Source organism: Rhodococcus sp. NPDC054953 (genome assembly GCF_053609225.1).
Window position 1 is genome coordinate 149,449 of the sequence record NZ_JBSGXD010000005.1, and the last position, 25,200, is coordinate 174,648.

The following is a 25,200-nucleotide window of genomic DNA, read 5'->3' on the forward strand; positions in this document are numbered from 1 at the left end:
GTCAGCTCCCGGTCGCCTTCTGGTACGCGGCCAGGTCGGCGTCGAGGTCGCGCAGCACGTCGTTCCAGTTCGGGGTCCACACGTCGACGCCTGCGAGGGCCCCGGCCGGGGTGTTCGGGTCGGTGCCCTCGCCCGCCGTGAGGTCGGTGCGCACCGAGACGCCGAGCGCGTCGGTGCCGACGGCGCGCTGCGCCTTCTCCGAGAGCAGGTACTCCATCAGCTGCTTCGCCTCCTCGGAGCGGGGGGCGCCCGTCGCAAGGCCCATCACGTAGGGGAGCGCGATGGTGGTGCGGGTGCCGTCCGGGTTCGCCGGGAAGAACAGGTCGAACTGCGAGCCGTCGTCCCTGATCGACGCCAGGTTCATCTGCACGTCGCCGTTCGCGACGAGCAGTTCCCCGTTGCTGACCTTCGGCTGCAGCTTGCCGGTCGACGACGACGGGCCGACGTTGTTGGTCTGCAGCGCCGCCAGGTAGTCGAGCGCGCCCTCCTTGCCCATCAGGTGCTGCAGCAGCAGCAGGACCGCGGTGCCGTCGCCGGCCTGGCCCGGCGTCGAGTACTGCAGCTTGCCCTTGAACTGCTCGGTAAGCAGGTCGTCCCAGGTCGTCGGGGCCGGGTTCGCGCCGGGGTTGGCGATGAAGGTCAGGTAGTTGTTCACCACCGGGACGTAGCTGCCCGCCGGATCCTGCACGTCGGCGGGGACGGCGGAGGTATCGATTCCGCTCGGCTGCAGCAGGCCCTGCGCCGCCGCCTTCTGGATGAACGGGGGCAGCGTCACGACGACATCGGCCTGCGGGTTGGACTGCTCCTTCTCCACCCGGGAGACGACCTCACCGGAGCCGGCCTCGACGAGGTTGACCGCGATGCCGGTCTCCTTGGTGAATTCCTCGAACTGTGGTTCGTACCAGGAGGCGAGTCCGTCGGCGCTGTAGACGGTGACGACACCGCCGTCCGAGTTTGCGGCGGTGCCGGTGCCCCCGCACGCGGTCAGGGTCAGGGCCGTCGCGACCAGTGCGGCCGCGGCAGCGGCGGGGCGGATCGTGAAGGGACGCATCGAAATCCTCACTGTGGGTGAACGGTGTCAGCGGGTGGACAGGACGAGGTCGGCGAATTCGCGGACCGAGGGCAGGACGGCGGTGGCGCCTGCTGCGCGCAGCTCGTCCTCGCCGTGCGCCCCGGTGAGCGCCCCGGCAACGACGGTGGCGCCTGCCCGCAGCCCGGAGGTGACGTCGTTGGCGGTGTCGCCGAGCACGGCGACCTCGCGGACGTCGTCGATCTGCAGGCGCAGCAGGGCGGTCAGGATCAGGTCGGGGTAGGGGCGCCCCCGTCCGGCGTCGGACGGCGCCAGCGTCAGGTCGGCGATCTCCTGCCACCCGAGGGCGGCAAGCAGCTTGTCCTGCGTGCCGCGGCTGAACCCGGTGGTGAGCGCGACCTTGACGCCCGCGTTGCGGAGCGCGGTGATCGCGTCGGCCGCGCCGGCGATCGGTTCGGCGTTGCCCTCGTCGATCAGGCGGTCGTAGGCCGCCTCAAATGCCGCGTTGGCGGCCCGGGCGCGTTCCTCGTCGCCGCCGGTCAACGCGCGGAACACGATGATCTTGGACTGGCCCATCGTGTCGAGGACGTATCGCCGGGCGGCGTCGCCGTCCGGGCCCTCGGTGGGGATTCCGCCCGCGACGGACGCGTCGGCGAAGGCCCGAAGGACGAGTCCGTCGTCGGCGACGGTGGTGCCTGCCATGTCGAGGACGGCGAGGCGGATCGGGGTGGTGGACATGCTGTCTCCTGGGGTTGTCTCTAGAGGCCGAGCTGCTCGGCGGTCTGTTCGGCGAGGGCGGGCCCGAGGGTCATGCCGCGCCCGCCCGGCCCGGCGACGACCCAGATGCCCGCGGCGGGCTGCCCGCGGTGCACCAGCTGGCCGGGGTCGAGGTGCTGGCTGTAGACGCCGGCCCACCGCTGGACGATCGGCGGGAGCTTGCGGCCCAGCAGCTCCTCCATGACGGAGGTCAGGTGCTGGTACGGGGCCTCGTCGACGTCGAAGGTGAACGGCTCGTCGTATTCGTGGGTGTCGCCGATCGTCAGGCCGCCGTGCAGGCGCTGCACGCACAGCAACTGCATCCGGTGCGCCGCCGCGGTCGGGGCCTGCGGCTGCGCCGCCTTCAGGGCCTCGAGGGCGTCGCCGGCGAACCCGGGGTAATAGCGGAGGCTGTCGCCGTCCGCGATCGCGGTGGTGAGTGATTCGCCGAGCGGGGCGGTCTGCATCATCTGCAGCCGGACCCGGCGCAGCGGCAGGTCCCCGGCGAGGTCACGGGCCAGCCCGCCGAGGGTGGCGCCGGGGCACACGATCGCGAGATCGGCGTCGAAGGTCCGGCCGCGGTCGTCGCGGATATGGACGCCGGTGTCGTCGCTGGCCACCTCGCGGGCCTCGGTGGAGGCGTGGAAGGTGTAGCGACCGCTGGCCTCCAGATGCGCGCGGATGGCGGGCAGCGTCACCCGGGATTCGACGGCACCATCGCGGCTGCAGTGCAGGCCAGCGAGGTACCTGCCGCGCAGCGCGGGGTTGACGCCGCGAACCCGGCCGGGATCGAGCAGCGTGAACCCGCGGGCGTCGGCGTCGGGCCGGGCGAGCACCTCCTCCGCGACCGCCACCTCCTCGGGGGTGCGGAGCAGGGTCAGTGATCCGGCCGGACGAAAGCCGATGGCGGGGACCCGGGCGGCCAGGTCCGCCCACAGTTCGCGCGAGCGCAGCGCCGCGTCCAGTTCGTGTTCGGCCCGCCCAGACACCCAGACCAGACCGAAGTTGCGTACCGTGGCACCACGTGCCTCGGGTTCCCGTTCGAGGTGGACCACCTCGTGCCCTCTGCGGATCGCCTCGTCGGCGTGTGCCGTGCCGAGGATTCCGCCTCCCACAATTGCAATTCGCATGAGGGCAGCATGGGCATTGGTCTAGACCAACCGGGGGACGCCCGGGAAACTCCAGGTGAACAGTTGGTATAGACCAAATCTGAGGTACTGTGACGATCGTGAGCGACGACGCAATCGTGTTCGAAGAGGTTGGCGCACTGCCGGATTCGGCCCACCGTCGGCCCGGTGCTGTGGCATCGTGACGGCCGAGAGCGTGCCCAAGCATTTCGTGGTGCGCACCCACGTCGAGGACCTGCTGGCTGGCCTCGCCGAGGGTGATCCGGTCCCCGCGGAGCGCGAACTCGCCGCGACCTGCGGGGTGTCACGGGAGACGGTCCGGCAGGCGCTGCACGAGCTGCTCGTCGCCGGCCGCGTCGAACGGCGGGGGAGGGGCACCGTCGTCGCCCGACCCAAGCTGGTGCAGCCCCTCTCGCTCGGGTCGTACACCGAGGGCGCGCTGAGTCAGGGCCGGGAACCGGGCCGAATCCTGGTGCGGTGGGAGGAGATCGACGCGCGGGAGCGACTGTCCGAGATTCTCGAGATCGCCCCGGGTGCCCCGGTGATTCACCTCGAGCGGGTCCTGCTCGCCGATGGCGAGCGGATCGGACTGGAGAGCACTTATCTGCCGTTGGCGCGCTTCCCGGACCTGGCCGACACCTTCGATCCCGAGGGTTCTCTCTACGCGGCGATCCGCGCCACGGGGGTCCGGTTCGCGACGGCGACCGAGCGGATCGAGACCGTGCTGCCCACCCCGCGCGAGGCGGGGCTCGTCGAGGCGAGCACCGCGCTGCCGATGCTCAAGTTGGATCGGGTGTCCCGGGATGCTGCCGGGGTGCCGATCGAGCGGGTGCGGTCGCTGTACCGCGGTGACCGGATGGCCTTCGTCGCCGAGCTTCGCTGACCCGCCGTGCCCGTCCCGCCCGGATAACGAATTCGGTTCACCGGTGTCGCGACGGGCGAGGGCGACGGACAATGGGCACACATTCCATGTCGACGAAAGGGGTGCCGAAGTGAACCGGACCGAACTCCCGCAGACGTTGCGTCGATCCTCCCGGGAGGTGCAGGAGGCCTTCTCGGCGGCCCACGAGACGGCCGTCAGGCGGTACGGCGAGGGCGAGGACGCCCAGCGTGCCGCGTACGGGCAGCTCAAGCAGGGCTACGAACTCGAGACCGACCATTGGGTGCCCAAGCGGGGGTGAGTCGGATCAGTCGGTGAGGAACCCGGCGCCGAGCGCGGCATAGATCAGCGTGAGCGTCATCAGGACCCAGCCTGCGCCGTGCCACACCGGCCAGGTGCCGCCCCGCTTCCACACCGTGTAGGTGCGGACGAAGGCGCCGAGTCCACCGATCGCCAGGATCGCGGCGGGGGCAATCGCGAGGAGATAGCGGTCGGCGGTCGCGCAGACGGCCGCCTCGGTCGCCGTGCAGTCGCTGCGCCCGAGATAGGCCCAGAGCGCAAGCGCGGCCATGACCGCGAGGGCGGTGCCCGCCGCGATGCAGGTATAGCGGGTGGCCCGCCGGAGTTCCGGCGGATCGTTCCACCGCTTCTCGACGTCGTCCGACATGCCGCGCGCCTCCACCCTGCCGCCCGCCGGGCGGCGGGCGCATTCCACGCTACGCCCGGGTCCGCCGCTCAGCCTGCCTCGTCGACCCGCCGCGCGGCGGACGGCCGTGGCCAGACCCGCCCGGTGCGCCGCTCGACGTCGATGTTGAAGCGCTTGAGCAGGTCCGCGAACAGGGTTCGGTCCTCCTCCGACCAGTCGGCGAGTGCGCCTTCGATGCCGAGGACCCGCAGCGCCCGCTCGTCCTGTAGCCGGCTCAGTCCCTCCTCGGTGAGCCGGAACTTGCGGGCGATGCCGCCGTCCGGATCGGGAATGCGCTGTACCAGGCCGGATCCCAGCATCGCGGTGGTCTGACGGCTCAGCGTGGAGGTGTCCAGGCCGAACGCCTCGGTGAGTTCACCGACCGACATCGGTCCCTGGACGGCCAGCCTGCTGAGCACCACGAAGGCGCTGTGGTCCAACCCGTCGGCGCCGCGTCGTGCGCGGGGCAGGTGCCGGGCGAGCAGCATCGTTTCGAACTGGATCCGATCCGCGGGCGTGTACATCGACGTCCTTCCGAGAGTTGCATCGCGCACGAAGATTGTATCGGGCACCGAATATGTATGATGCAATGAATTTGCATGATGCAAGTCCGAGTGGTGAGGAGGTGCCCGTGGCAAGGTCCGCTGGCGGGGTCGGTGCGGTGAACGAGAACAGGCTCGTGGGGGTGCTCGCCGCGACCGGCATCGTCGCCGCGCTGATGCAGACCCTGGTGGTCCCGCTGATCGGCGACCTGCCGCAGCTGCTGGACACGTCGGCATCGAACGCGACCTGGGTCATCACCGCGACGCTGGTCGCGGGCGCGGTGTGCACCCCGATCACCGGCCGCCTCGGCGACATGTACGGCAAGCGGCGCATGCTGCTGATCGTCACGGTGCCCCTGATCGTCGGATCGCTGGTGTGCGCGCTGGCGACCTCGGTGCTACCGATGATCGCCGGGCGCGCGCTGCAGGGCGTCGGGATGGGGCTGATTCCGCTCGGCATCAGCGCGATGCGCGATCTCCTTCCGCCGCAGCGGCTGAACTCGGCCATCGCACTGATGAGTTCGTCGATGGGTATCGGCGGCGCGTTGGGTCTGCCGCTCGCCGCGGCCGTCGCTCAGAACGCCGACTGGCGGATGCTGTTCTGGGGTGCGACCGCCGTCAGCGTTCTGGTGGCGGGGTTGATCTGGAGGTTCGTCCCCGCGACCCCGGTCGACCCCGCGGCGGGCCGGTTCGATCCGGTTGGTGCCGCCGGTCTTGCCGTCGGGCTGGTCTGCCTGCTGCTCGCCGTCTCGAAGGGCGGCGACTGGGGCTGGACGGACGGGCTCACCGTCGGCCTGGTCGTTGCCGCCGTCGCCGTCCTGCTGGCCTGGGGCTGGTGGGAGCTGCGGGTCACCGACCCGCTCGTCGACCTGCGGACCACCGCGCGGATGCAGGTGCTGCTGACCAACGTCGCTGGCGTGGTCGTCGGGTTCTCGATGTATGCGCAGTCGCTGATCCTGCCGCAGCTGCTGCAACTGCCCGAGAGCACCGGGTTCGGCCTCGGCCAGTCGATGCTTGAGATGGGCCTGTGGATGGCGCCCGGCGGGTTCGTGATGATGGCGGTCGCCGGCGTCGGCGCCCGGCTCTCGTCCGCTCGCGGGCCCAGAATCACCCTGATCGTCGGCGCCCTGATCCTCGCGGTCGGGTACGGGTCCTCGCTGCTGCTGATGGGCTCGGCGTGGGGCATCATGATCGTGGCCTGCATCTGCAGCGCCGGAACCGGTTTCGCCTACGGCGCGATGCCCGCCCTGATCATGGGGGCGGTTCCGCGCTCGGAGACCGCGGCCGCCAACGCCTTCAACGCCCTGACCCGATCCCTCGGCACCGCCGTCGCCGCCGCCGTCGTCGGCGTGGTGCTCGCCCAGATGAGCGTGCCGGTCGGGGACTACACGCTGCCGACGGAGGCCGGCTTCCGGACCGGGCTGCTGATCGGATGCGGTGTCGCGCTGGTCGCGGCGACCGTCGCCGCGGCGATCCCGGCCCGGCGGTCCGCCGCAGCGGACGCCTCGGTGCCGGACCTGGTTGCGCAACGCTGATCGCCCCGCCCGCGGGCCTCCCTCGTGGGCGCCGCCGGGCTCGGCCCCGTCGGTGGTCACGCGGCGCGTAACCTTGACGCCATGTCTGTGCGCGCACCCCTGGTCCCCGGAACCGTCTCGCCGACCCTGGCCGTTCCCGGGAAGATCGAGCGCCCCGAGTACGCATGGAAGCCCACGGTCAACGAGGGCAACGAGCCGTGGGTGCAGACGCCGGAGACGATCGAGAAGATGCGGCTCGCGGGGCAGATCGCCGCGCAGGCCCTGCAGGAGGCGGGTCGGGCCGTCGCGCCGGGGGTGACCACCGACGAGCTCGACCGGATCGCGCACGAGTACATGGTCGACCACGGCGCCTACCCGTCGACCCTGGGCTACAAGGACTTTCCGAAGTCGTGCTGCACCTCGCTGAACGAGGTGATCTGCCACGGCATCCCGGACTCGACGGTGATCCAGGACGGCGACATCGTCAACATCGATGTCACCGCCTACCTCGACGGGGTACACGGCGACACCAACGCCACCTTCCTCGCCGGCGACGTTTCCGAGGAGCACCGCCTGCTCGTCGACCGCACCCGGGAGGCCACCATGCGCGCAATCAAGGCCGTTCGACCCGGACGTGAACTCAACGTGATCGGCCGCGTCATCGAGTCGTACGCAAACCGGTTCGGCTACGGCGTCGTCCGGGACTTCACCGGCCACGGCATCGGCGAGACGTTCCACAACGGACTGGTGATCCTGCACTACGATCAGCCGAACGTGGACACGATCATCGAACCCGGCATGGTGTTCACGATCGAACCGATGATCAACCTCGGCACCGTCGACTACGAGATCTGGGACGACAACTGGACCGTCGTCACCAAGGACCGCCGGTGGACGGCCCAGTTCGAGCACACCCTGGTGGTCACCGACACCGGCGCCGAGATCCTCACGTTGCCGTGACCGGCGGCGCCCTGCTGGTCGCAGGCACCACCTCCGATGCGGGCAAGAGCGTCCTCGTCGCGGGGCTGTGCCGCCTATTGGCGCGTCGAGGGATCTCGGTGGCGCCGTTCAAGGCGCAGAACATGTCCAACAACTCCGTCGTCACCCTCGACGGAGGCGAGATCGGACGCGCCCAGGCGCTGCAGGCGCGGGCGTGTGGACTCGAACCGAGTGTGCGGTTCAATCCGGTCCTGCTCAAGCCGGGCAGCGACCGCACCTCGCAGCTCGTGGTCCGCGGCAAGGCCGTCACCTCGGTCGGCGCCCGCGATTACATGACCCATCGGCAGTGGCTGCGTGGGGTGGTCGCCGACGAACTTGCGTCGTTGCGCGCCGAATTCGACATCGTCGTCTGCGAGGGTGCAGGCTCGCCCGCCGAGATCAACCTGCGCGCAACGGACCTCGCAAACATGGGCCTCGCGCGTGCGGCGGGGTTGCCGGTCGTCGTGGTCGGCGACATCGACCGCGGGGGAGTGCTCGCGCATCTGTTCGGCACCGTCGCGGTGCTCGAGCCCGAGGACCAGGCACTGATCGCCGGGTTCGTGGTGAACAAGTTCCGCGGTGACGTCGGGTTACTGGAACCCGGACTGCGGCAACTGGAGTCGTTGACCGGGCGTCCCACCCTCGGGGTGGTGCCGTTCGCCGAGGGCCTGTGGATCGATGCGGAGGACTCGCTGTCGACCACCGCGGACGCCCCGGTCGGCAGGCCAGCGCCGCCGCGCGGCCGGGACTGGTTGCGAGTGGCCGCGATCCGGCTGCCCCGCGTCTCGAACGCCACCGACGTCGAGGCGCTGGCCTGCGAGCCGGGGGTGTCGGTGCACTGGGTGAGCGAGCCGTCCCGGCTTGCCGACGCCGATCTCGTCGTGCTCCCCGGCAGCAAGTCCACCGTCGCGGACCTGGCGTGGCTGCGGTCCTCGGGGCTCGCCGCCGCGGTGACGTCCCGGGCGGCCGCCGGACTGCCGATTCTCGGGATCTGTGGCGGCTACCAGATGCTCGGCCGCCGGATTACCGACATGGTGGAATCCGGTGTCGGCGCCGTGGACGGTCTCGGCCTGCTCGATGTCGACGTCGAGTTCGCCCCGGACAAGGTGCTGCGGCAGGTGACCGGAATCGCGGACGGAATCGCGGTGTCCGGCTACGAGATCCACCACGGTCGGGTGACCCGGACCGGGGATCCGGCGCTGCTGGGCCACGAGGACGGCACCCCGGAGGGCAGCATTCGCGGTGCCGTCCTCGGCACCCACTGGCACGGCCTGCTCGAGTCCGACGGGTACCGGCGCAGGCTGCTCACCGACATCGCCGTGGCCACCGGCAGGGACTTCACCGTCGCCCCCGACACGTCCGTCGCCGCCGAACGCGCCGCCCAGCTTGACCTGCTGGCCGATCTGGTGGAACGGCACGTCGACGTCGACGAGGTCCTGGCGCTGATCGAACGCGGTGTGCCCGAACGGCTTCCCGTGATCACGTCAGGTCTGACACCGACCACCGGGTGAGGCGGTCAGGGGGTGGCCCTGCGCAGGGCGCCCCACCCGCCGGCCAGTGTCACCGCGGCCACAACCAGCGGCAGTGCCACGGTCGGCACGACCGTCGGCGAGTTCACGAACCACGAGCCGATCTCCGGCCACCACTTCGCCCAGGTGATCACGATGGCGGCCAGGCCGAGCCCGCCTACCACCGCGACGCCCGCCGTGAGCAGGCCGGTGACGCGCCATCGCTGGTAGATCGCGCCGGCGAGCATGGCGATGCCGGTGGCCGCGAGCAGGATCGCGAAGAGCGCCAGCAGCTGGACGGCCGGGTTGTCCGTGGCATAGCGCATGAGCCCGAACATCCGCATGTTCACGCCCCACCCGCCCGTCGCGCTCTCGATCACGGACAACAGTTGGACCGCCACCGCGAAGATCGCCGACTGGCCGAGTGCCATCAGGGCCGTCGCGCGGTAGAACTCGCGCCGGGTCACGCTCAGCCCCAACGCGAACGGGAAGCTCTGAGTCAGCGCCTGGACGTAGAACGCGAACACGAATCCGGAGAGCGAGAACAGGGCGCCGGTGAAGCCCTCGCCTTCCTGGGTGTCGAGAAGATAATAGATCGTCCAGCTGATCGCGAAGGATACGGCGAGAATGCCGATGGGCCACGCCACCAGCAGCGGCCACGCGACGGTGTGCAGGTGCAGCACCGAGATGATCCGGGACGGGGCGGCGCGGTCGTGCGGGGATGCGGGTGCGGATGCGGGTGCGGATGCGGTCGGTGCGGTCATGACGTCGGCTCCTGGGTGGTGGTGCGGATGACGAACTCCTGCAACGACGCCGGTTCGATCGTGGCGCCCGCGGCGGCCAGGCGGGCGCGGGCGGCCTCGTCGGCGGTGATCTCGACCGTCGCCCTGGTGTGGGATCCGAGCGACTCCCGGTGCAGGACGGTGCCTGTCGTTGCGAACCCGTCCACGGCGGCGCTGGGTCCGGTGACGATGACGGCCCGACTGCGGAGGGCGTCGGCGTCGTCGTCGACCACGATGCGGCCCCGATCGACGACGATGACGTGCTCGAGCAGGTTCGCGACCTCGTCGATCAGATGCGTCGACAGCACGATCGTGCGGGGATGCTCGGCGTAGTCCGCGAGCAGGCGATCGTAGAACAGGTGTCGTGCGACGGCGTCGAGGCCGAGGTACGGCTCGTCGAACAGTGTGAGGGGTGCCCGCGAGGCGAGACCGATGATCACGCCGAGGGAGGACTTCATGCCGCGGGAGAGTTTCTTCACCTTGCGGCGGAGCGGCAGCTGGAAGTCGTCGAGCAGTTGCTCGGCGAACTGATGATCCCACCGCTCCATCAGGTGGCCCGCCGTGCTCAGGACGTGCCCGACGCAGAGGTCCTCTGGGTAGGTCTGGCTCTCCTTGATGAAGCTGATGTTCCGCAGCACCGAGGCGTTCTCGAACGGTGCGGCGCCGAACACGGTCGCCGCACCGGAGGTCTGGACGGTCTGGCCGGTGAGGATCGACATGATCGTGGTCTTGCCTGCGCCGTTGCGCCCGAGCAGGCCATAGATCTTGTCGCGTTCGATATCGAAGGAGATGTCCGTGAGGGCGTCGAACTCGCCGTAGCGCATCCCGATCCCGCGCATCGACGCGACCGTGTCGGCCGCGGTCGCAGCGGTGCTGTGCAGTGCCGTCACACTTCGTGTCATCGGGCCACCTCCCTGGTGTCGAGCATGGATTTGATGTCGTCGAGCGGGATCGCGAGGCGTTCCGCCTCCGCGACGAGCGGCTCGATGAACTGGCGCGCGAACGCATCGCGCCGCCGGCGCCGGAGCGTCTCGCGCGCTCCTGCCGTGACGAACATTCCGATTCCCCGTTTCTTGTAGAGGATCCCCTCGGCGACCAGTTGATTGAGGCCCTTGGCCGCGGTCGCCGGGTTGATCCGGTGGAAGGCAGCGAGTTCGTTGGTGGAGGGAACCTGCGTCTCCTCGAGCAGCGAGCCGTCGATGATCGCGCCCTCGATCTGTTCAGCGATCTGTTGGAACAGCGGCCTGCCGTCGTCGATCACGGGAACCGCCCCGCGGTCAGGCTCACTGGTTCAGTACTCATGTAATGAACCATAGAGGCTTGGCGGGCGTTCGACAACCCCGACGGTTCCGGGGCCGCGCCGCGGCTGCGTGTACCGTCCGGTGCCATGGAGTTGACGGAAGTGTCGGTCGGCGGGGTGGTCCGGACGGTTCGGGTCGACGGGCCCGAGAGTGCCCACGTGGTCGTGCTGCTGCCCGGTGCAGGCGAGGACGCGACCGTGTTCGACGCGGTCTGCGAGCGCTTGCACGGCTCCGACCTGCGCACGGTCGTGCCCGACACGATCACCGGCCTCGACGTGGCCGGGCTGCTCGCGCTCCTCGACGGTCTGGGCCTGAGCTACGTCAACCTGGCGGGCGACCGCGAGGGCGGGGCCCTGGCCTGGGAGGCCGCGGCCCGGACCTTCGGGCGGTTCAAGAGTCTGGTCGTCGCCGACAGCCCGCACCCCGCGGTCGCGGGCGGGGACTGCCCGGCCGTCGAGATCCCGTCCACCCTGCTGATCGGTGGTCCGGACGCCCGCCCCGAGGCCGACGCCAGCGGGCGGCGCTGCTACTCCGACTTCCGCGTCGTCGAACTCGCGGTCGGCTCGGTGCCCCGCGACGCGGCGGCCGCGTTCGCCACCGAGATCTCCCTGCGCACCAGCATGTGGTGAGAATCGTCGGCGGCCGCCACGTGCCGTGGTGCGCCGATCAGCGCGGCCGGGTGGACTCCCGGTGGTCCTCGCTGGCGGCCGTCGGTTCCGGTCTGGGATGCGAGAGGTCCTGCAGGCCTGCGACCCGCAGCAGATCGAGTTTCGCCGCGTCGGCGGAGCCGGGTACCGCCGTGTAGACGACGATCCGCAGATCGCCGCTGCCCGGTGCGCCGAGGACATCGCAGTCGACGGTAATGTCGCCGACCGTCCTGGTGCGCACGGTCTTTCGGCTGGACCGGTGCAGCGCCACGTGTGCCTGCGCCCACCGCGCCGCGAACTCGGCGGACTCCGCGAGCAGGCGGTCGACGAGGTTCCGCAGCGGGGCGTCGTCGGGGTACCGCCCCACCGCGGAGCGCAGGTCCGCGACCAGGTCCGCTCGGAACTCCTCTTCCCCGGCGGTGGTGTGGGTGACGGCGGTGCTTGTTTCGGTGAACACCAGCCAGACAAGATTTCGCCGGAGCCCGGACAGCGACGACGGGTCGCCGAGCAGGGCCGCCCAGAGCGGATTCCACAGCAGGATGTCGTGTGCGGCGCTGTACACGCTGACCGGCACGTCGCCGAGACGGTCCACGATGCGTTGGACGCCGGGACCCACGTGCCGCGGCACCGAGGAGGGCGTCGCGGCGGCGACGCCGCCGACCCGGTACAGGTGGTCGCGCTCGTCGTCGGTCAGCCGCAACGCGCGGGCTAGGGCGCCGAGCAGTTGCGCCGAGGGGTTGGTTGCCCGACCCTGCTCCAGCCGCACGAGGTAGTCGACGCTGACTCCCGCGAGCATCGCGAGCTCCTCGCGTCGCAGCCCCCGCGCGCGTCGACCCGTTCCCGGGGGCAACCCGACCTGCTCTGGCTGCACCCGGTCGCGCCAAGCGCGCAGCACCCGCGCGAACTCGTCCATGCCCCCATCCTGCTCGCTACCGTCGCGAGGTGGGTGGTACTGCCGGACCCACCGTGGGTCTGTGCCTGGTGCGTGCGCCGGAGCCGCGCAACCGTGGTGGGCATGACCACCACACTCATCACGGGAGCCAACCGAGGCCTCGGCCTGGAGACCGCCCGCAGGCTCGTCGACGCCGGGCACACCGTCTATGCGGGCATGCGCGATCTCGCCTCCGCCGCGGAGGTGCGTAGGCACGGTGCCCACCCGGTGCAGCTCGACGTCACCGACCAGCGCAGCGTCGACCGGGCGCTCGCCGGGCTGCCCGAGCTTGACGTCCTCGTGAACAACGCGGGCGTCCTCGGCAGGTCCTTCGGCGTCGATGACCTCGATGTCGCCGCCGTGCAGCAGGTGTTCGACACGAACGTTCTCGGGATCGTGCGTCTCACCCAGGCCGCGCTCGCGCTGCTGCGGGACTCGGCGAATCCGGTGATCGTCAACGTCGCCTCCGGCGTCGGATTCGCCCGCGCGTTGAGCACTCCCGGCAGTGACGAGTACGCCGTTCGGGGGGTGCCCTACGCATGCTCGAAGGCGGCCGTGATCGCGCTGACGGTCCAGTACGCCAAGAGCCTGCCCGGATTTCGGATCAACGCCAGCGACCCGGGCTACACCAGCACCGACTTCAACCGGCACACCGGGCACCAGACGGTGACCGAGGGAACGGATGCGACGGTGATGCTGGCCCGGCTCGGTCCCGACGGCCCGACCGGACAGTTCTTCGACCGCGCGGGCCGCATCGAGTACTGAGCAACCGCGCGACCCGCTCGCCGGGCCAGGGGCGGGCGGGCCACCCGCGGCCGCGACGCGCACTACACTCTGCCGGTGCTCGACACCGTCCCCGCCCCGCCCGACATCACCTCGGTCCGTTCCGCCCTTCGCTCGCCGCGCAGGCTGCGCACCGAGATCCTCGCCGGGTTGGTGACATCGTTGGCGCTGATCCCCGAGGTGATCTCGTTCGCGGTCATCGCGGGCGTCGATCCGAAGGTGGCGCTGTACACCTCCTGCATCATGGCGATGACGGTCGCGATCGCCGGCGGCCGCCCCGCGATGGTGTCGGCGGCGGCGGGGGCCACCGCGTTGGTGATCGCGCCGCTCGTCGCGGCGCACGGCATCGACTACCTGATCGCCGCGGTGTGGCTCGCCGGGGCAGTGCAGATCGCGTTCGCGGCAGCGGGCCTCGCGCGGCTGGTGCGGTTCATCCCGAGGTCGGTGATGATCGGGTTCGTCAACGCGCTCGCGATCCTGATTTTCAGTGCCCAGATTCGGCACCTCGTCGACGTTCCGTGGCTGGTGTATCCGCTGGTGGTCGCGGGGATCGCGATGGTGGTCCTGGTTCCGCGGCTGACGCGGGCGGTCCCGGCGCCGCTGATCGCGATCGTCGTGCTCACCGGGATGGTCGCCCTGTTCCGGCTGGACGTGCCCGACGTCGCCGACCAGGGCGCGCTGCCGTCCGGTCTGCCGACGTGGATGATCCCGGACGTCCCGCTCACCTGGGAGACTCTGACGATCATCGCGCCGTTCGCCCTCGGCCTGGCGCTGGTTGGCCTGCTCGAATCGCTGCTCACCGCGAAACTCGTCGACGACCTGACCGGCACCGAGTCGGACAAGACCCGCGAATCCCTGGGGCAGGGCGTCGGGAACCTGGCGGGCGCCCTGTTCGGCGGCATGGGCGGCTGCGCGATGATCGGCCAGACCATGATCAACGTCAAGGAGGGTCGCGCCCGAACCCGGATCTCCACGTTCCTGGCGGGCCTGTTCCTGTTGGTGCTCTGCCTGACGGTCGGCGATGTGGTCGGCGCGATCCCGATGGCCGCGCTGGTCGCGGTGATGGTGCTGATCGCGGCGACCACCTTCGACTGGCGCAGCATCGCCCCGCGCACGCTGCGGATCATGCCGCGCAGCGAGACCGTCGTGATGATCGTGACGGTCGTCGGGACCCTGGCGACCGAGAACCTCGCGGTCGGCGTTGTCCTCGGTGTCCTGGCCGCGATGGCCGCGTTCGCGCGGCGGGTCGCGCACCAGACGACGGTCACCGTCGAGGACCGCGACGGAGACCGGGTGTACCGGCTGACCGGGCAGCTGTTCTGGGCGTCGAGCAACGACCTGGTGCGCCGGTTCGACTACGCGGGCGATCCGTCGTCGGTGATCATCGACCTCGGGGCGGCCGACGTGTGGGACGCGTCCACGGTCGCCACCCTCGACGCGGTGCGGGAACGGTACGCGGCGCTCGGCAAGTCCGTCCGGATGGTGGGATTGACCGGGGCGGGCCGAGACCGTGTGGACCGGCTGTCGGGGAGGCTGTGACCGTTCACCGCATATTTGTCGCCGTCCGGCGCCGCGCGTATACGCAGGATTTGAACTATCTACCGTCGGCGCATTAACGTGCAGTCACACCCGACTCGTACGCGGTAGCAACGATCTCGTTCGGAAGGACCTCGATGCGCGGCACGGCACGCACCGCCGACCCCACGACCATGTGTCGTGGTTGTCGCATGCGCCAGCGCTGAGACGAGAGCCCCGCGACGGCACCCCGGCCGCTCCGCAACTTCCCGTGATTTCCCGGGCACCGACTCGTCACAGCGCCTGTTCTTCCCGGTGCCCGTGGCGAAAGGATCCGTCCCATGTCCGCCCCCGCCCTCCCGATCATCGATCTGGAGAACCTCGACGTCGACGCCCTGCGCCGGGTCACCCACGAGATCGGGTTCTTCTACCTCACCGGTCACGGCATCGACCAGCGGCTCACCGACGACCTGATCGCCACGGCGCGCGCGTTCTTCGCGCTGCCCGAGGCGGACAAGCTTGAGATCGAGAACGGGAACTCGCCGCAGTTCCGCGGCTACACCCGCGTCGGCGGCGAACGCACGCAGGGCTACATCGACTGGCGCGAGCAGCTCGACATCGGCCCCGAACGGGCTGCCGTCGACCCGATCGACCCGGCCCGCCCGTGGGACGTGCTGCACGGACCGAACCTGTGGCCGACCGCGGTGCCGCGGCTGCGGCAGCTGGCGCTCGAGTGGTCGGCGCAGGCGCAGGACGCGGGCCTGCGGCTGATCCGCGGCTGGGCGGTCTCGCTCGGCGCGCCAGCGGACTTCTTCGATGCCGCCTTCGCCGACCCCGACCCGCTGCTCAAGATCGCCCGCTACCCGGGCCACGACGGCTCGGTCACCGACCAGGGCGTCGGTAGCCACAAGGATGTCGGCGCGCTGACCCTGCTGTACCCGGAGCCCACCAGCGGCGGCTTCCAGGTGGAAACAGATGGCGGATGGTTGGACGTCGACCCGCTGCCCGGACATCTGCTCGTCAACATCGGCGAACTGCTCGAGGTCGCCACCGGTGGCTACCTCAAGGCCACCGTGCACCGGGTGCGCCCGCCCGCCGCGGGCACGGACCGGGTGTCGTTGCCGTTCTTCCTCAACCCCGGCTACGACGAGGCCCTGCCGGTGATCCCGCTCGCGCCGGAACTCGCCGCCGACGCGGCGGGCGTCGGCCCGGACCAGCACGGCGGCACCCTGCACGCCCGGTACGGGCTCAACGCCCTCAAGTCCCGGCTGCGCGCCCACCCCAACGTCACCGAGCGGTACCACCGCGACCTGCAGGGCCTCCCCGCCCTGCGCGGCTGACCGACCCACCCACCCGGAAGGTATCTCCCGAATGCTCCTGCGCCGCACCGCAATCCTGTCCGCCGCCGCCCTGCTCGCCGCGGGCCTCGCCGCCTGCTCGTCGGGGAACGACGCCGAGACGCTGGTGATCTCCGCATCCAGCACCCCGCACGTCGAGATCCTCGAGCACATCGCCGACTCCGGAGTGCTCGGCGACGTCACGCTCGACATCAAGCCGGTCACCGGCGAGATCGACCCCAACGAACTCCTCGCCGCGGGGGACGTCGAGGCCAACTACTTCCAGCACGCCCCCTACCTGTCGGACTGGCAGAAGCAGAAGGGCGTCGACGATCTCGTCTCGGTCGCCGACGTGCACCTCGAGCCGATGGGCCTGTACTCGGAGAAGATCACCGCCGTCGACCAGCTCGCCGACGGCGCCACCATCGCGCTGCCCAAGGACACCACCAACTTCTCCCGCGGCCTCTATCTGCTCGAGTCCGCCGGCCTGATCGAGATGGACGTCCCGTTCGCCGATGCCAACCTGTCCGTCGTCACGCAGGCCAACATCAAGGCGAACCCGAAGAACCTGAAGTTCATCGAGATCGAGCGCTCGCAGATCGCCCGCAACCTCGGCGACCCGCAGATCACCGCCGCCGTCATCAACTCCAACTACGCGCTCGAGGCCGGCCTGAACCCGACGACGGACACGCTCATCGCGGAGAAGGCCGAGGACAACCCGTTCGCGAACCTGCTCGTCGTCCGCGCCGCGCAGGAGAACGATCCCGGCGTCCAGGCGCTCGCCGCGGCGCTGCAGTCCCCGGAGACCGCCGCCTGGATCGAGGAGAACTACTCCGGCGCCGTCATCCCCGTGCACGCGGCCGGCTGATGATCACCGTCGAAAGCCTGGTCAAGACCTTCCCCGCAGTCGGAGGCTCGGGGGAGGTCGCGGCCCTGCGCGGCATTGACCTCGACATCGCCGAGGGCGAGATCTTCGGCATCGTCGGGCCGTCCGGGGCGGGCAAGTCGACGCTGCTGCGCTGCCTGAACCTGCTCGAGCAGCCCACCAGCGGGCGCATCCTGCTCCGCGGTGACGACCTGTCGCGGCTCTCCGGTGCTGGCCTGCGGGCCGCCCGCCGCCGCATCGGCACCGTGTTCCAGCAGTTCAACCTGCTGCACTCGCGGACCGTGCGGGCCAACGTCGAGTTCCCCCTCGAACTGGCCGGGGTGGGCCGGGCCGAGCGCCGCGCCCGCGCCGACGAACTGATCAAGCTCGTCGGGCTGGCGGGCAAGGAGAAGGCGTACCCGTCGCAGCTGTCCGGCGGCCAGCAGCAGCGCGTCGGCATCGCCCGCGCGCTCGCGTCGAACCCGGACGTGCTGCTGTGCGACGAGGCGACCAGCGCCCTCGACCCGGACACCACCGACCAGGTGCTCGACCTGCTCGCCGAGGTGAACCGGGCGATCGGCGTCACCGTCGTCCTCATCACCCACGAGCTCGGGGTGCTGCGCCGCATCTGCACGTCCGCGGCCCGGCTCGACGACGGCCGCATCGCCGAGACCGGGCGCATCCTCGACCTGGTCGCCGCGCCCGGCTCGATCCTCGGCTCGGCGATCGTCCCGGTCGGGGGAGACCCCACCGAGGAGGTGAGCGACACCGCGATCGTCACCACCATCGGCGACGACGCGCACGGCCCCTGGCTCTCCCAGCTCGTCCGGGCACTCGACGTCGACATCTCCGTCGTCGGCGGCCGCGTCGAACAGGTCGCCGGGGTCACCGTCGGTCGGTTGCGGCTGAGCTTCGGACCCGATGTCCGCCGCGCGGACGTTGAGGCGTTCGTCGCCGCCCAGCCGAACACCACGCTCGCGTGGGGCGCCGACGCCCACCTGGAAGGGGTGCTCTCGTGAACAAAACGTCCTGGCAGGACTCGCTGCCCGACGTGTGGGAGGCGACCCTCGAAACGCTGTACATGGTTGGCGTCGCGTTCCTGCTCACCGTGGTCGGCGGCGTCCTCATCGGGGTGGTCCTGCATCTGACCTCGCCGTCCGGGTTGTGGCCGCAGCGGGCGTTGAACGCGGTGCTCGGCGCGATCGTCAACGTGTTCCGGTCGCTGCCATTCCTGGTCCTGATGATCGCGCTGATCGGGTTCACCCGGCTGATCGTCGGCACCGCGATCGGCCCGACCGCCGCGATCGTGCCGCTGACGATCGGCGCGATCCCGTTCTATGCCCGCGTCGTCGAGTCCGCGCTGCGGGAGGTGCCCGTCGGCCGGGTCGAGGCCGCGCAGGCGATGGGCGCCACCAACGGGCAGATCGTCCGCACGGTGCTGCTCCCGGAGTCGTTGTCGGCGCTGATCGCGGGCGCGACCCTGACGTCGGTGCTGCTCGTCGGGTACTCGGCGATGGCCGGTGTGATCGGCGGCGGCGGGCTCGGCGACTTCGCGATCGTGTACGGCTACCAGCGGTTCAACACGCCGGTGCTGCTCGTCGCGGTCGTGGTGCTGATCGTCATGGTGCAGATCATGCAGACGATCGGTGACCGCGCGGTCCGGGCACTGGACCACCGCAAGTAGGCGCGCGCTCCGCGAACCGTGCGTGCGGTGCACCCCGGCCGGGGTGCTCCGCACGCACGGTTCCGGTCAGAGGCCAAGCAGCGCGTTCTCGACGACCTCGGTGAGCGCGGGATGAATCCAGTACTGCCCCAACGCCATTTCCCGGGCGGGCAGGCCGAAGCTCATCGCCTGGATCAGCGGCTGGATCACCGTCGACGCCTGGGCGCCGAGCACGTGCGCGCCGACCAGGCGACCGGTGCCGCGGTCGGCGATCACCTTGCACAGTCCCTCGTCGTCCTCCATCGCCCACCCGTAGGCGACGTCGGCGTAGCGCTGCACCTTCACCGCGACATCCAGGCCCCGCGCGCGGGCCTTCGCCTCGGTCAACCCGACCGTGGCGATCTGCGGGTCGGTGAACACCGCGGCGGGCACGAACCTGTGGTTTGTTCGCGCCAGTTCCGTGCGGGCCGGGTCGGCGCCGTTCCCCCAGGCGTCGCGCAGCAGGTTCGCCTGCACCACCCGCGCCTCGTGATTGGCGACGTGCTTGAGCTGGTGCGGCGACGACACGTCCCCGAGCGCGAAGACGCCCTCGGCGGCGGTGCGCTGGAACTCGTCGACGACGACGCGGCCCCGATCGTCCACGTCGACGCCGGCGGCGCTGGCACCGAGCCGGTCACCGTTCGGGGTGCGGCCGGTCGCGACGAGCAGCGTGTCCCCGGCGACGACGGTGCCGTCCGCGAGCACCGCCTCGACGCCGCCTGCGGCGTCCCGCAGCTCGGCGACCGGATTTCCGAGGTGCACATCCCATTTCGAGCGCGCGAGGTCGGTGAACCGCTGCGAGATGTCGACGTCGAGGTCGCGCAGCAGGCGGTCGCCGCGGCCGATGATCGACACCTGGGCGCCGAGGGCGGAGAAGACGTGCGCGAATTCGGACGCGATGAACCCGCTGCCGAGGATCACCAGCCGCTCGGGCAGGTCGGGCAGGCGCATGATGTCGTCGTTGGTGACGTACCGGACACCGCTGCGGGTCACCACGTCGGGGATGACCGGCCGGGATCCGGCGGCGATCACCACCTGGTCGGCGGTGATGACCTCCCCGGTTCCGGTGCGGATGGTCCGGGGGCCGGTGAAGGTCGCGTAGCCGGGGAACACGGTGGTGTTCGGGCTGCCGTCCCGCCGATACCGTTCGCCGCCCTCCGAGATCGGGTCGATGCGGCCGAACACCCGTTCCACGATGTCGTTCCACCGCACCTTTTCCACCCGCGCGTCGACGCCGTAGCGGGACGAGTCCCGGATGGTGCGCGCGACCTCGGCGGCGTAGACGAACATCTTCGTCGGGATGCAGCCCACGTTCAGGCAGGTGCCTCCGAACGTGCCGCCCTCGCAGACCGCGACGGTCATGTCGGCGAACCGGTCGTCGAGAATGGTGTTGCCGGAACCGGATCCGATGATCGCCAGATCGAAGTGGGTCACGAGGGCCGCCCTTCCGTCGCGCCCTGCCGCTCCAACCAGTCCAGCCACTGATCGACCTCGTCGAACGCCTGTTTGCGGGGCACCTCGCGGGACAGGAACACGTCGTGCCGGGCACCTTCGATCGGAACGATGGTGGTGCGGTCGCCCAGGCAGCCCGCCCAGCGCGCGATCTGCTTGACGTCGAGCACCAGATCCGCGGCCTCCGACTTCTCCGTGTACCGCATCGAGTAGTGCGTCACCTTCGAGCGCAGGATCAGCGACGGCACCCCGATGTCGAGGCCCCGATGCAGCCGCGCCTGCGCGCGGCGGACGGCGCGCAGCCACCCGAAGGTCACCCCGTACCCGCGCAGCGGCTTCCATTCGAGGTCGTAGTCCCATTCGCCGCGTTGGCTGCGGTGCAGGGTGCGGCCGTACACGTCCATCGGCGGCTGCTTGAGTTCGAGCTTGTCCCGGAGTCGGCCGACGGTCCGGATCGCGACCGTCCCGACGTTGCGCACGTACGACGGGCCCTGCAGGTCGAACCACGGGCTGTTGAGGATCGCCCCGGCGACCCCGGCGGCCGCGCTGCCCCCCGGCCGGGCATTGAGCCGGTCCAGCCACATCGGCAGGATCAGGCCCCCCGTGGAGTGGGCGGTGAGCAGCACCGCACCGCCCTGCACCTGGTCGCGGACCGTCGCAAGCGCCCACTCCAGTTCGGCGTCGTACAGTGCGAGATCCGTCACGAAGTGCGGGGTCTGGCCCGGCCGCCGCGAACGGCCACACTTGCGCAGGTCCAGCGCGAAGAAGTCGTATCCCCGCCCGTGGAAGTGCTCGGCGATGTGGGTCTGGAAGAAGTAGTCGGTGAATCCGTGCAGGTAGAGCACCGCGCGGCGGCGGGGTGTCGCCCCGTCGGGCCGGTATCGGACGAGGGTCGCGACCACCTCGCCCTCCCCGTCGGGATCCGTGCCGAGCGGCAAGGTCGTCTGTTCGTAGCCCTCGCCAAGGAGGTCCCGCACCCAGGTGGTCACAGATCACAATCGTAGTGGGCGTTAATGTGAACTCGGGGGAGCACAATTGAGGCGAGGTCAACCCCGCTCATACGCGCGGGTAACCTACTCCGCGTGCAGTCGGCGTGACTGCCGCTGCCAATGGACAAGGAAGTCGATTTTCCAGTGTCAGACAACACCGCGGTACACAAGACCGATGTAGTTCTCGTGGGTGCGGGCATCATGAGTGCCACGCTCGGTGCCCTGCTCCGGCAGCTGCAGCCGGACTGGTCGATCAGCGTGTTCGAGCGTCTCGACGCCGCCGCCGCCGAGAGCAGCGACCCCTGGAACAACGCAGGCACCGGACACTCGGCGCTGTGTGAGCTCAACTACACGCCTGCGACCAAGGACGGCTCGGTGGACATCACCAAGGCCGTCAACGTCAACGAGCAGTTCCAGGTGTCGCGGCAGTTCTGGGCCTACGCGATCGAGAACGGCATCCTCACCGAGCCGAAGGAATTCGTCAACCCGATCCCGCACGTGAGCTTCGTGCACGGGGCGGAGAACGTAAAGTACCTGCGGGCCCGCTACGACGCCCTCGCCGGCCACCCGCTGTTCGCGGGGATGGAATACACCGAGCGCCCCGACGAGTTCGCCAAGCGCCTGCCGCTGATGGCCACCGGTCGTGACTTCTCCGATCCGGTCGCGTTGAACTGGACCGACGGCGGCACCGACGTCGACTTCGGCGCCCTGACCAAGCAGCTGCTGGGCAACATCGGCGCCACCGGCGGCACCGTCCACTTCGGCCACGACGTCCGCAACATCACCAAGCAGTCCGACGGCAGCTGGACCCTGAAGGTCGTCAACCAGCGCACCGGCGACAAGAAGACCGTGAACGCGAAGTTCGTCTTCGTCGGCGCGGGCGGCGGTGCGCTGCACCTGCTGCAGAAGTCGGGCATCGCCGAGGCCAAGGGCTTCGGCGGCTTCCCGGTCTCCGGCGAGTTCCTGCGCTGCACCAACCCGGAACTGATCGAGCAGCACAACGCCAAGGTCTACGGCAAGGCCGCGGTCGGCGCACCCCCGATGTCGGTGCCGCACCTCGACACCCGCGTCATCGGCGGCAAGAAGGGCCTGCTGTTCGGCCCGTACGCCGGCTGGTCGCCGAAGTTCCTCAAGAACGGCAAGGTCACCGACCTGCCCGGATCCATCAAGCCGAACAACCTGATGTCGATGCTCGGTGTCGGCGTCACCGAACTCGGCCTGACGAAGTACCTCATCGGTGAGCTCCTGCAGTCGGCCGACGACCGGATCGAGACGCTGCGCGAGTTCGTGCCGCGCGCGACCGGCGGCGACTGGGAACTGATCACCGCGGGTCAGCGGGTGCAGGTGATCCGCAAGAAGGGCGGCGGGGGCGTGCTCGAGTTCGGCACCGCCGTCATCAACGCCGCGGACGGCACCATCGCGGGTCTGCTCGGCGCCTCGCCCGGCGCGTCCACCGCGGTCCCCGCGATGCTCGACGTCCTGCAGCGGTGCTTCGGGGACCGGTGGAGCGCATGGGAGCCGCAGCTCAAGCAGATGGTCCCGTCGCTGGGTCTGAAGCTGTCCGACAACGAGTCGCTGTTCCGTGAGGTGTGGGACTGGAGCAACCGGGCGCTCGAGCTCGAGGCCCCCGTCGAGGTCGCGGCCGCCGCATCCGCCTGATCCGTCCACCCGTTCACCGGCCGTCACCTGCCCAGGTGGCGGCCGGTGTCGTTGCACCGGATAGAGTTCGCGGCGAACATCATGTTTCCCGTCGCGGGGAAGTCCTGTGGAAGTCAGGCGCGGTCCCGCCACTGTGACGGACACCGAGCCACGATCGGTTCCGAAGTCAGATTGCCGCGGCGGCGGAACTTTTCGTCCGACCCCCGGCGCGGAGACCGGGGAGTGAGGAGAGTGGCGCCGTGACGCAACAGGATTCGGCAGACCCCGGTTTTCCGTTCAGTGCCATCGTCGGGCAGGACCAGCTGCGGCTGGCGCTGACCCTGTGCGCCGTGCATCCCGGCATCGGCGGAGTGCTGGTGCGCGGCGAGAAGGGCACCGCGAAGTCGACGGTGGTCCGCGCGCTCGCCGCGCTGCTGCCCCCGACGGCGGGCGGCGACCCGGCCCGCCTGGTGGAACTGCCGGTCGGCGCCACCGAGGACCGGGTGATCGGCTCCCTCGACCTGGAGAAGGTGCTCCGGGACGGCGAGCGTGCCTTCCAGCCCGGCCTGCTGGCCGCCGCCCACGACGGTGTGCTCTACGTCGACGAGGTGAACCTGCTGCACGACCACCTCGTCGACGTGCTGCTCGACGCCGCAGCCATGGGCCGCGTCCACGTCGAACGCGACGGTGTCTCGCACTCCCATCCCGCCAAGTTCGTCCTCGTCGGAACAATGAACCCGGAGGAGGGCGAGCTGCGTCCGCAGCTGCTCGACCGGTTCGGCCTCGCCGTCGACGTCGCCGCGTCCCGAGACGTCGACGTCCGCATGCAGGTGATCCGCCGCCGCCTCGACTTCGAGGCCGACCCCACCGGATTCGCGGCCGGCTACGCGGGCGCCGACGCCGACACCGCCGCCAGGATCGCCGCCGCGCGGGCCGCGCTGCCCGCGGTCGGCCTGCCCGACACCGAGCTGCGCCGGATCGCCGCGCTGTGCGCCTCCTTCGACGTGGATGGAATGCGCGCCGACCTGGTCCTGGCCCGCACCGCGACCGCGCACGCGGCATGGCGCGGTGCGACCGAGGTCGCCGAGCCGGACGTGCGGGTCGCGGCCGAGCTGACCCTGCCGCACCGCCGCCGCCGCGACCCGTTCGACGAACCGGGCCTGGACCAGCAGCAGCTGGACGAGGCGATGCGGGACGCCGACGAGCAGGCCCGCAGTCACTCCGAGCCCGAGCCCGAGCATGACCCCGAGCCCGACCCCGACCCGGACGGTCCCGGTGGCGGCGCCCCCGCCCCGGACGCCGGTGGCCCCGCACCCGACGCCCCCGCCCCGGATGGTGCGGCGCAGGCCGAGGAACCAGAATCGACCGGCCCCGGCGCGCCGCCGGAACGCCCGGTCGGCGCGCCGACCGGCCAGTTCCGCACCCGGCTGCTGACCGTCCCCGGCGTCGGCGAGGGCGCGCCGGGCAGGCGGTCCCGGTCCCGGTCCGTACGCGGGCGGACCGTGCGCGCGACCACCGACCCCGGTCGCGGCCTGCACCTGGTCGCCACCCTGTTCGCCGCCGCCGAGCACCAGTCCACGCGTGGGCGCACCGACGGCCGGATGCTGTTGGCGCCCGGAGACATTCGGGGCGCGTTGAAGGAGGGGCGCGAGGGCAACCTGATCGTGTTCGTCGTCGACGCGTCCGGGTCGATGGCGGCCAGGGACCGGTTGTCCGCCGTCACCGGTGCCGTGGTGTCGCTGCTCCGCGACGCCTACCAGCGGCGGGACAAGGTCGCGGTCGTCACGGTCCGCGGCGCGTCCGCCGAGGTGGCGCTGCCGCCGACCTCCTCCGTGGACATCGCGGTCCGCAGGCTGGCGTCGCTGCGCACCGGTGGGAGAACCCCACTCGCGCAAGGGTTCCTCACGGCCCGCGAGGTGGTGCTGCGGGAACGGCTGCGGGATCCGCACCGGCGTGCGATGGTCGTCGCCCTCACCGACGGCCGCGCCACCGGCGGCACCGACCCGGTGCACCGGGCGAAGGTCGCGGCGGGTCTGCTCGCCGACACGGCCGCCGCCGCCGTCGTCGTCGACTGCGAGACCGGGATGGTCCGGCTGGGGTTGGCCGCGGAACTCGCGACCGCGCTGCGGGGGGCCTGCGTCCGGCTCTCCGAACTGTCCGCGGAGCAGGTCGCCGGCGTCGTCCGCGCGGCCGCCTGACCGACCGTCCCCTGCCCAACCCCCAACCCGACGAGGAGAA

At 70.7% G+C, this 25,200-nt stretch carries 25 protein-coding genes and 1 riboswitch; of the genes, 14 read left to right on the forward strand and 11 right to left on the reverse strand.

Annotation, left to right across the window (positions count from 1 at the left end; translation table 11 throughout):
• Position 1 precedes the first annotated feature (1 nt).
• Genes ACWF62_RS05820 through ACWF62_RS05830 form a run of 3 tightly spaced genes read right to left on the reverse strand, consistent with a single transcriptional unit; the run spans position 2 to position 2,916 of the window.
• Positions 2–1,051 carry a 2-aminoethylphosphonate ABC transporter substrate-binding protein gene (locus tag ACWF62_RS05820; protein WP_452629595.1) on the reverse strand — a complete coding sequence of 350 codons (1,050 nt, stop codon included), beginning with the start codon at positions 1,049–1,051 and terminating at the stop codon, positions 2–4.
• Between the two features lie 27 nt (positions 1,052–1,078).
• The gene (locus ACWF62_RS05825) at positions 1,079–1,768 is read right to left on the reverse strand and encodes a phosphonatase-like hydrolase (protein ID WP_378506665.1); all 690 of its coding nucleotides are present in this window, start codon (positions 1,766–1,768) and stop codon (positions 1,079–1,081) included.
• 20 nt (positions 1,769–1,788) lie between these two features.
• The gene (locus tag ACWF62_RS05830; RefSeq protein WP_452629596.1) at positions 1,789–2,916 is read right to left on the reverse strand and encodes a TIGR03364 family FAD-dependent oxidoreductase; all 1,128 of its coding nucleotides are present in this window, start codon (positions 2,914–2,916) and stop codon (positions 1,789–1,791) included.
• Between the two features lie 175 nt (positions 2,917–3,091).
• Between ACWF62_RS05830 and ACWF62_RS05835 the strand changes: the two genes are divergently transcribed.
• Together ACWF62_RS05835 and ACWF62_RS05840 are read left to right on the forward strand one after the other, a co-directional pair.
• Complete coding sequence (locus ACWF62_RS05835) at positions 3,092–3,796, forward strand: GntR family transcriptional regulator (protein ID WP_452629627.1); 705 nt, start codon at positions 3,092–3,094, stop codon at positions 3,794–3,796.
• Positions 3,797–3,905: 109 nt separating this feature from the next.
• Entirely contained in the window at positions 3,906–4,094 is a 189-nt protein-coding gene (locus tag ACWF62_RS05840; RefSeq protein WP_452629597.1) for a ChaB family protein, read from the forward strand.
• Positions 4,095–4,100: 6 nt separating this feature from the next.
• Here the strand turns inward: ACWF62_RS05840 and ACWF62_RS05845 are convergent, their stop codons facing one another.
• Together ACWF62_RS05845 and ACWF62_RS05850 are read right to left on the reverse strand one after the other, a co-directional pair.
• Positions 4,101–4,460, reverse strand: a complete 360-nt coding sequence (locus tag ACWF62_RS05845) for a hypothetical protein (RefSeq protein ID WP_452629598.1) — start codon at positions 4,458–4,460, stop codon at positions 4,101–4,103.
• A gap of 68 nt (positions 4,461–4,528) precedes the next feature.
• A complete protein-coding gene (locus ACWF62_RS05850; RefSeq protein ID WP_378569935.1) occupies positions 4,529–5,002 on the reverse strand; it encodes a MarR family winged helix-turn-helix transcriptional regulator in 474 nt (157 codons plus the stop codon).
• Between the two features lie 65 nt (positions 5,003–5,067).
• Here ACWF62_RS05850 and ACWF62_RS05855 point away from each other — a divergent pair, with 65 nt between their 5' ends.
• The 3 genes from ACWF62_RS05855 to ACWF62_RS05865 all read left to right on the forward strand — a co-directional run bounded on the left by ACWF62_RS05855 (position 5,068) and on the right by ACWF62_RS05865 (position 9,023).
• Positions 5,068–6,555: an MFS transporter gene (locus ACWF62_RS05855; protein ID WP_452629599.1), complete on the forward strand. Its 1,488-nt coding sequence runs from the start codon at positions 5,068–5,070 to the stop codon at positions 6,553–6,555.
• Positions 6,556–6,636: 81 nt separating this feature from the next.
• Positions 6,637–7,494, forward strand: coding sequence for a type I methionyl aminopeptidase (map, locus tag ACWF62_RS05860; protein ID WP_452629600.1), 858 nt, complete (start codon positions 6,637–6,639; stop codon positions 7,492–7,494).
• Positions 7,491–9,023: a cobyric acid synthase gene (locus ACWF62_RS05865; RefSeq protein WP_452629601.1), complete on the forward strand. Its 1,533-nt coding sequence runs from the start codon at positions 7,491–7,493 to the stop codon at positions 9,021–9,023. The genes map and ACWF62_RS05865 overlap by 4 nt, the downstream gene beginning before the upstream one ends.
• Before the next feature lie 5 nt (positions 9,024–9,028).
• On the opposite strand, the gene ACWF62_RS05870 is transcribed toward ACWF62_RS05865, so the two are convergent.
• From ACWF62_RS05870 to ACWF62_RS05880, 3 genes are read right to left on the reverse strand one after another with little or no spacing between them, the layout of a single operon-like run.
• Entirely contained in the window at positions 9,029–9,784 is a 756-nt protein-coding gene (locus tag ACWF62_RS05870; RefSeq protein ID WP_452629603.1) for an ABC transporter permease, read from the reverse strand.
• On the reverse strand, positions 9,781–10,704 hold the full coding sequence (locus ACWF62_RS05875; RefSeq protein WP_452629604.1) for an ABC transporter ATP-binding protein: 924 nt from the start codon (positions 10,702–10,704) through the stop codon (positions 9,781–9,783). The genes ACWF62_RS05870 and ACWF62_RS05875 overlap by 4 nt, the downstream gene beginning before the upstream one ends.
• The gene (locus tag ACWF62_RS05880) at positions 10,701–11,063 is read right to left on the reverse strand and encodes a GntR family transcriptional regulator (RefSeq protein WP_378506675.1); all 363 of its coding nucleotides are present in this window, start codon (positions 11,061–11,063) and stop codon (positions 10,701–10,703) included. Before ACWF62_RS05880 ends, ACWF62_RS05875 begins: the two co-directional genes overlap by 4 nt.
• A gap of 126 nt (positions 11,064–11,189) precedes the next feature.
• Between ACWF62_RS05880 and ACWF62_RS05885 the strand changes: the two genes are divergently transcribed.
• On the forward strand, positions 11,190–11,732 hold the full coding sequence (locus ACWF62_RS05885) for an alpha/beta hydrolase (protein ID WP_378506676.1): 543 nt from the start codon (positions 11,190–11,192) through the stop codon (positions 11,730–11,732).
• A 37-nt stretch (positions 11,733–11,769) separates the two neighbouring features.
• Here ACWF62_RS05885 and ACWF62_RS05890 read toward each other — a convergent pair whose 3' ends face one another.
• Positions 11,770–12,663, reverse strand: a complete 894-nt coding sequence (locus ACWF62_RS05890) for a helix-turn-helix domain-containing protein (protein ID WP_378569931.1) — start codon at positions 12,661–12,663, stop codon at positions 11,770–11,772.
• A 102-nt stretch (positions 12,664–12,765) separates the two neighbouring features.
• Here ACWF62_RS05890 and ACWF62_RS05895 point away from each other — a divergent pair, with 102 nt between their 5' ends.
• The 6 genes from ACWF62_RS05895 to ACWF62_RS05920 all read left to right on the forward strand — a co-directional run bounded on the left by ACWF62_RS05895 (position 12,766) and on the right by ACWF62_RS05920 (position 18,865).
• Complete coding sequence (locus ACWF62_RS05895) at positions 12,766–13,446, forward strand: SDR family NAD(P)-dependent oxidoreductase (protein WP_378506678.1); 681 nt, start codon at positions 12,766–12,768, stop codon at positions 13,444–13,446.
• A 75-nt stretch (positions 13,447–13,521) separates the two neighbouring features.
• The gene (locus ACWF62_RS05900) at positions 13,522–15,003 is read left to right on the forward strand and encodes a SulP family inorganic anion transporter (protein ID WP_452629606.1); all 1,482 of its coding nucleotides are present in this window, start codon (positions 13,522–13,524) and stop codon (positions 15,001–15,003) included.
• Between the two features lie 317 nt (positions 15,004–15,320).
• Complete coding sequence (locus tag ACWF62_RS05905) at positions 15,321–16,319, forward strand: isopenicillin N synthase family dioxygenase (protein ID WP_378506680.1); 999 nt, start codon at positions 15,321–15,323, stop codon at positions 16,317–16,319.
• A gap of 31 nt (positions 16,320–16,350) precedes the next feature.
• Positions 16,351–17,184 (forward strand): MetQ/NlpA family ABC transporter substrate-binding protein, encoded by an 834-nt coding sequence (locus ACWF62_RS05910; RefSeq protein ID WP_452629607.1) that lies wholly within the window; start codon positions 16,351–16,353, stop codon positions 17,182–17,184.
• The gene (locus ACWF62_RS05915) at positions 17,184–18,200 is read left to right on the forward strand and encodes a methionine ABC transporter ATP-binding protein (protein WP_378506682.1); all 1,017 of its coding nucleotides are present in this window, start codon (positions 17,184–17,186) and stop codon (positions 18,198–18,200) included. The genes ACWF62_RS05910 and ACWF62_RS05915 overlap by 1 nt, the downstream gene beginning before the upstream one ends.
• On the forward strand, positions 18,197–18,865 hold the full coding sequence (locus tag ACWF62_RS05920; protein ID WP_378506683.1) for a methionine ABC transporter permease: 669 nt from the start codon (positions 18,197–18,199) through the stop codon (positions 18,863–18,865). The genes ACWF62_RS05915 and ACWF62_RS05920 overlap by 4 nt, the downstream gene beginning before the upstream one ends.
• A 66-nt stretch (positions 18,866–18,931) precedes the next feature.
• Here ACWF62_RS05920 and mtr read toward each other — a convergent pair whose 3' ends face one another.
• Positions 18,932–20,317 (reverse strand): mycothione reductase, encoded by a 1,386-nt coding sequence (gene mtr / locus ACWF62_RS05925; RefSeq protein WP_452629608.1) that lies wholly within the window; start codon positions 20,315–20,317, stop codon positions 18,932–18,934.
• On the reverse strand, positions 20,314–21,324 hold the full coding sequence (locus ACWF62_RS05930) for an alpha/beta hydrolase (RefSeq protein ID WP_378506685.1): 1,011 nt from the start codon (positions 21,322–21,324) through the stop codon (positions 20,314–20,316). The genes mtr and ACWF62_RS05930 overlap by 4 nt, the downstream gene beginning before the upstream one ends.
• Positions 21,325–21,444: 120 nt before the next feature.
• Here ACWF62_RS05930 and mqo point away from each other — a divergent pair, with 120 nt between their 5' ends.
• Positions 21,445–22,983 (forward strand): malate dehydrogenase (quinone), encoded by a 1,539-nt coding sequence (mqo, locus tag ACWF62_RS05935; protein ID WP_452629609.1) that lies wholly within the window; start codon positions 21,445–21,447, stop codon positions 22,981–22,983.
• Positions 22,984–23,053: 70 nt separating this feature from the next.
• A riboswitch (adenosylcobalamin (AdoCbl) riboswitch) is annotated at positions 23,054–23,214 on the forward strand.
• An 8-nt stretch (positions 23,215–23,222) separates the two neighbouring features.
• Positions 23,223–25,160 carry a VWA domain-containing protein gene (locus ACWF62_RS05940; protein WP_452629611.1) on the forward strand — a complete coding sequence of 646 codons (1,938 nt, stop codon included), beginning with the start codon at positions 23,223–23,225 and terminating at the stop codon, positions 25,158–25,160.
• Positions 25,161–25,200 lie beyond the last annotated feature (40 nt).

What these genes read in the sequence shown, in the direction of transcription:
- ACWF62_RS05895 (WP_378506678.1), top strand. Translation starts at nt 12,766, where the DNA reads ATGACCACCACACTCATCACGGGAGCCAACCGAGGCCTCGGCCTGGAG.
- ACWF62_RS05825 (WP_378506665.1), bottom strand. Translation starts at nt 1,768, where the DNA reads ATGTCCACCACCCCGATCCGCCTCGCCGTCCTCGACATGGCAGGCACC.
- map (WP_452629600.1), top strand. Translation starts at nt 6,637, where the DNA reads ATGTCTGTGCGCGCACCCCTGGTCCCCGGAACCGTCTCGCCGACCCTG.
- ACWF62_RS05885 (WP_378506676.1), top strand. Translation starts at nt 11,190, where the DNA reads ATGGAGTTGACGGAAGTGTCGGTCGGCGGGGTGGTCCGGACGGTTCGG.
- ACWF62_RS05915 (WP_378506682.1), top strand. Translation starts at nt 17,184, where the DNA reads ATGATCACCGTCGAAAGCCTGGTCAAGACCTTCCCCGCAGTCGGAGGC.
- ACWF62_RS05845 (WP_452629598.1), bottom strand. Translation starts at nt 4,460, where the DNA reads ATGTCGGACGACGTCGAGAAGCGGTGGAACGATCCGCCGGAACTCCGG.
- ACWF62_RS05890 (WP_378569931.1), bottom strand. Translation starts at nt 12,663, where the DNA reads ATGGACGAGTTCGCGCGGGTGCTGCGCGCTTGGCGCGACCGGGTGCAG.
- ACWF62_RS05910 (WP_452629607.1), top strand. Translation starts at nt 16,351, where the DNA reads ATGCTCCTGCGCCGCACCGCAATCCTGTCCGCCGCCGCCCTGCTCGCC.
- ACWF62_RS05820 (WP_452629595.1), bottom strand. Translation starts at nt 1,051, where the DNA reads ATGCGTCCCTTCACGATCCGCCCCGCCGCTGCCGCGGCCGCACTGGTC.
- ACWF62_RS05875 (WP_452629604.1), bottom strand. Translation starts at nt 10,704, where the DNA reads ATGACACGAAGTGTGACGGCACTGCACAGCACCGCTGCGACCGCGGCC.
- ACWF62_RS05850 (WP_378569935.1), bottom strand. Translation starts at nt 5,002, where the DNA reads ATGTACACGCCCGCGGATCGGATCCAGTTCGAAACGATGCTGCTCGCC.
- ACWF62_RS05905 (WP_378506680.1), top strand. Translation starts at nt 15,321, where the DNA reads ATGTCCGCCCCCGCCCTCCCGATCATCGATCTGGAGAACCTCGACGTC.
- ACWF62_RS05855 (WP_452629599.1), top strand. Translation starts at nt 5,068, where the DNA reads ATGAATTTGCATGATGCAAGTCCGAGTGGTGAGGAGGTGCCCGTGGCA.
- mqo (WP_452629609.1), top strand. Translation starts at nt 21,445, where the DNA reads ATGGACAAGGAAGTCGATTTTCCAGTGTCAGACAACACCGCGGTACAC.
- ACWF62_RS05830 (WP_452629596.1), bottom strand. Translation starts at nt 2,916, where the DNA reads ATGCGAATTGCAATTGTGGGAGGCGGAATCCTCGGCACGGCACACGCC.
- ACWF62_RS05870 (WP_452629603.1), bottom strand. Translation starts at nt 9,784, where the DNA reads ATGACCGCACCGACCGCATCCGCACCCGCATCCGCACCCGCATCCCCG.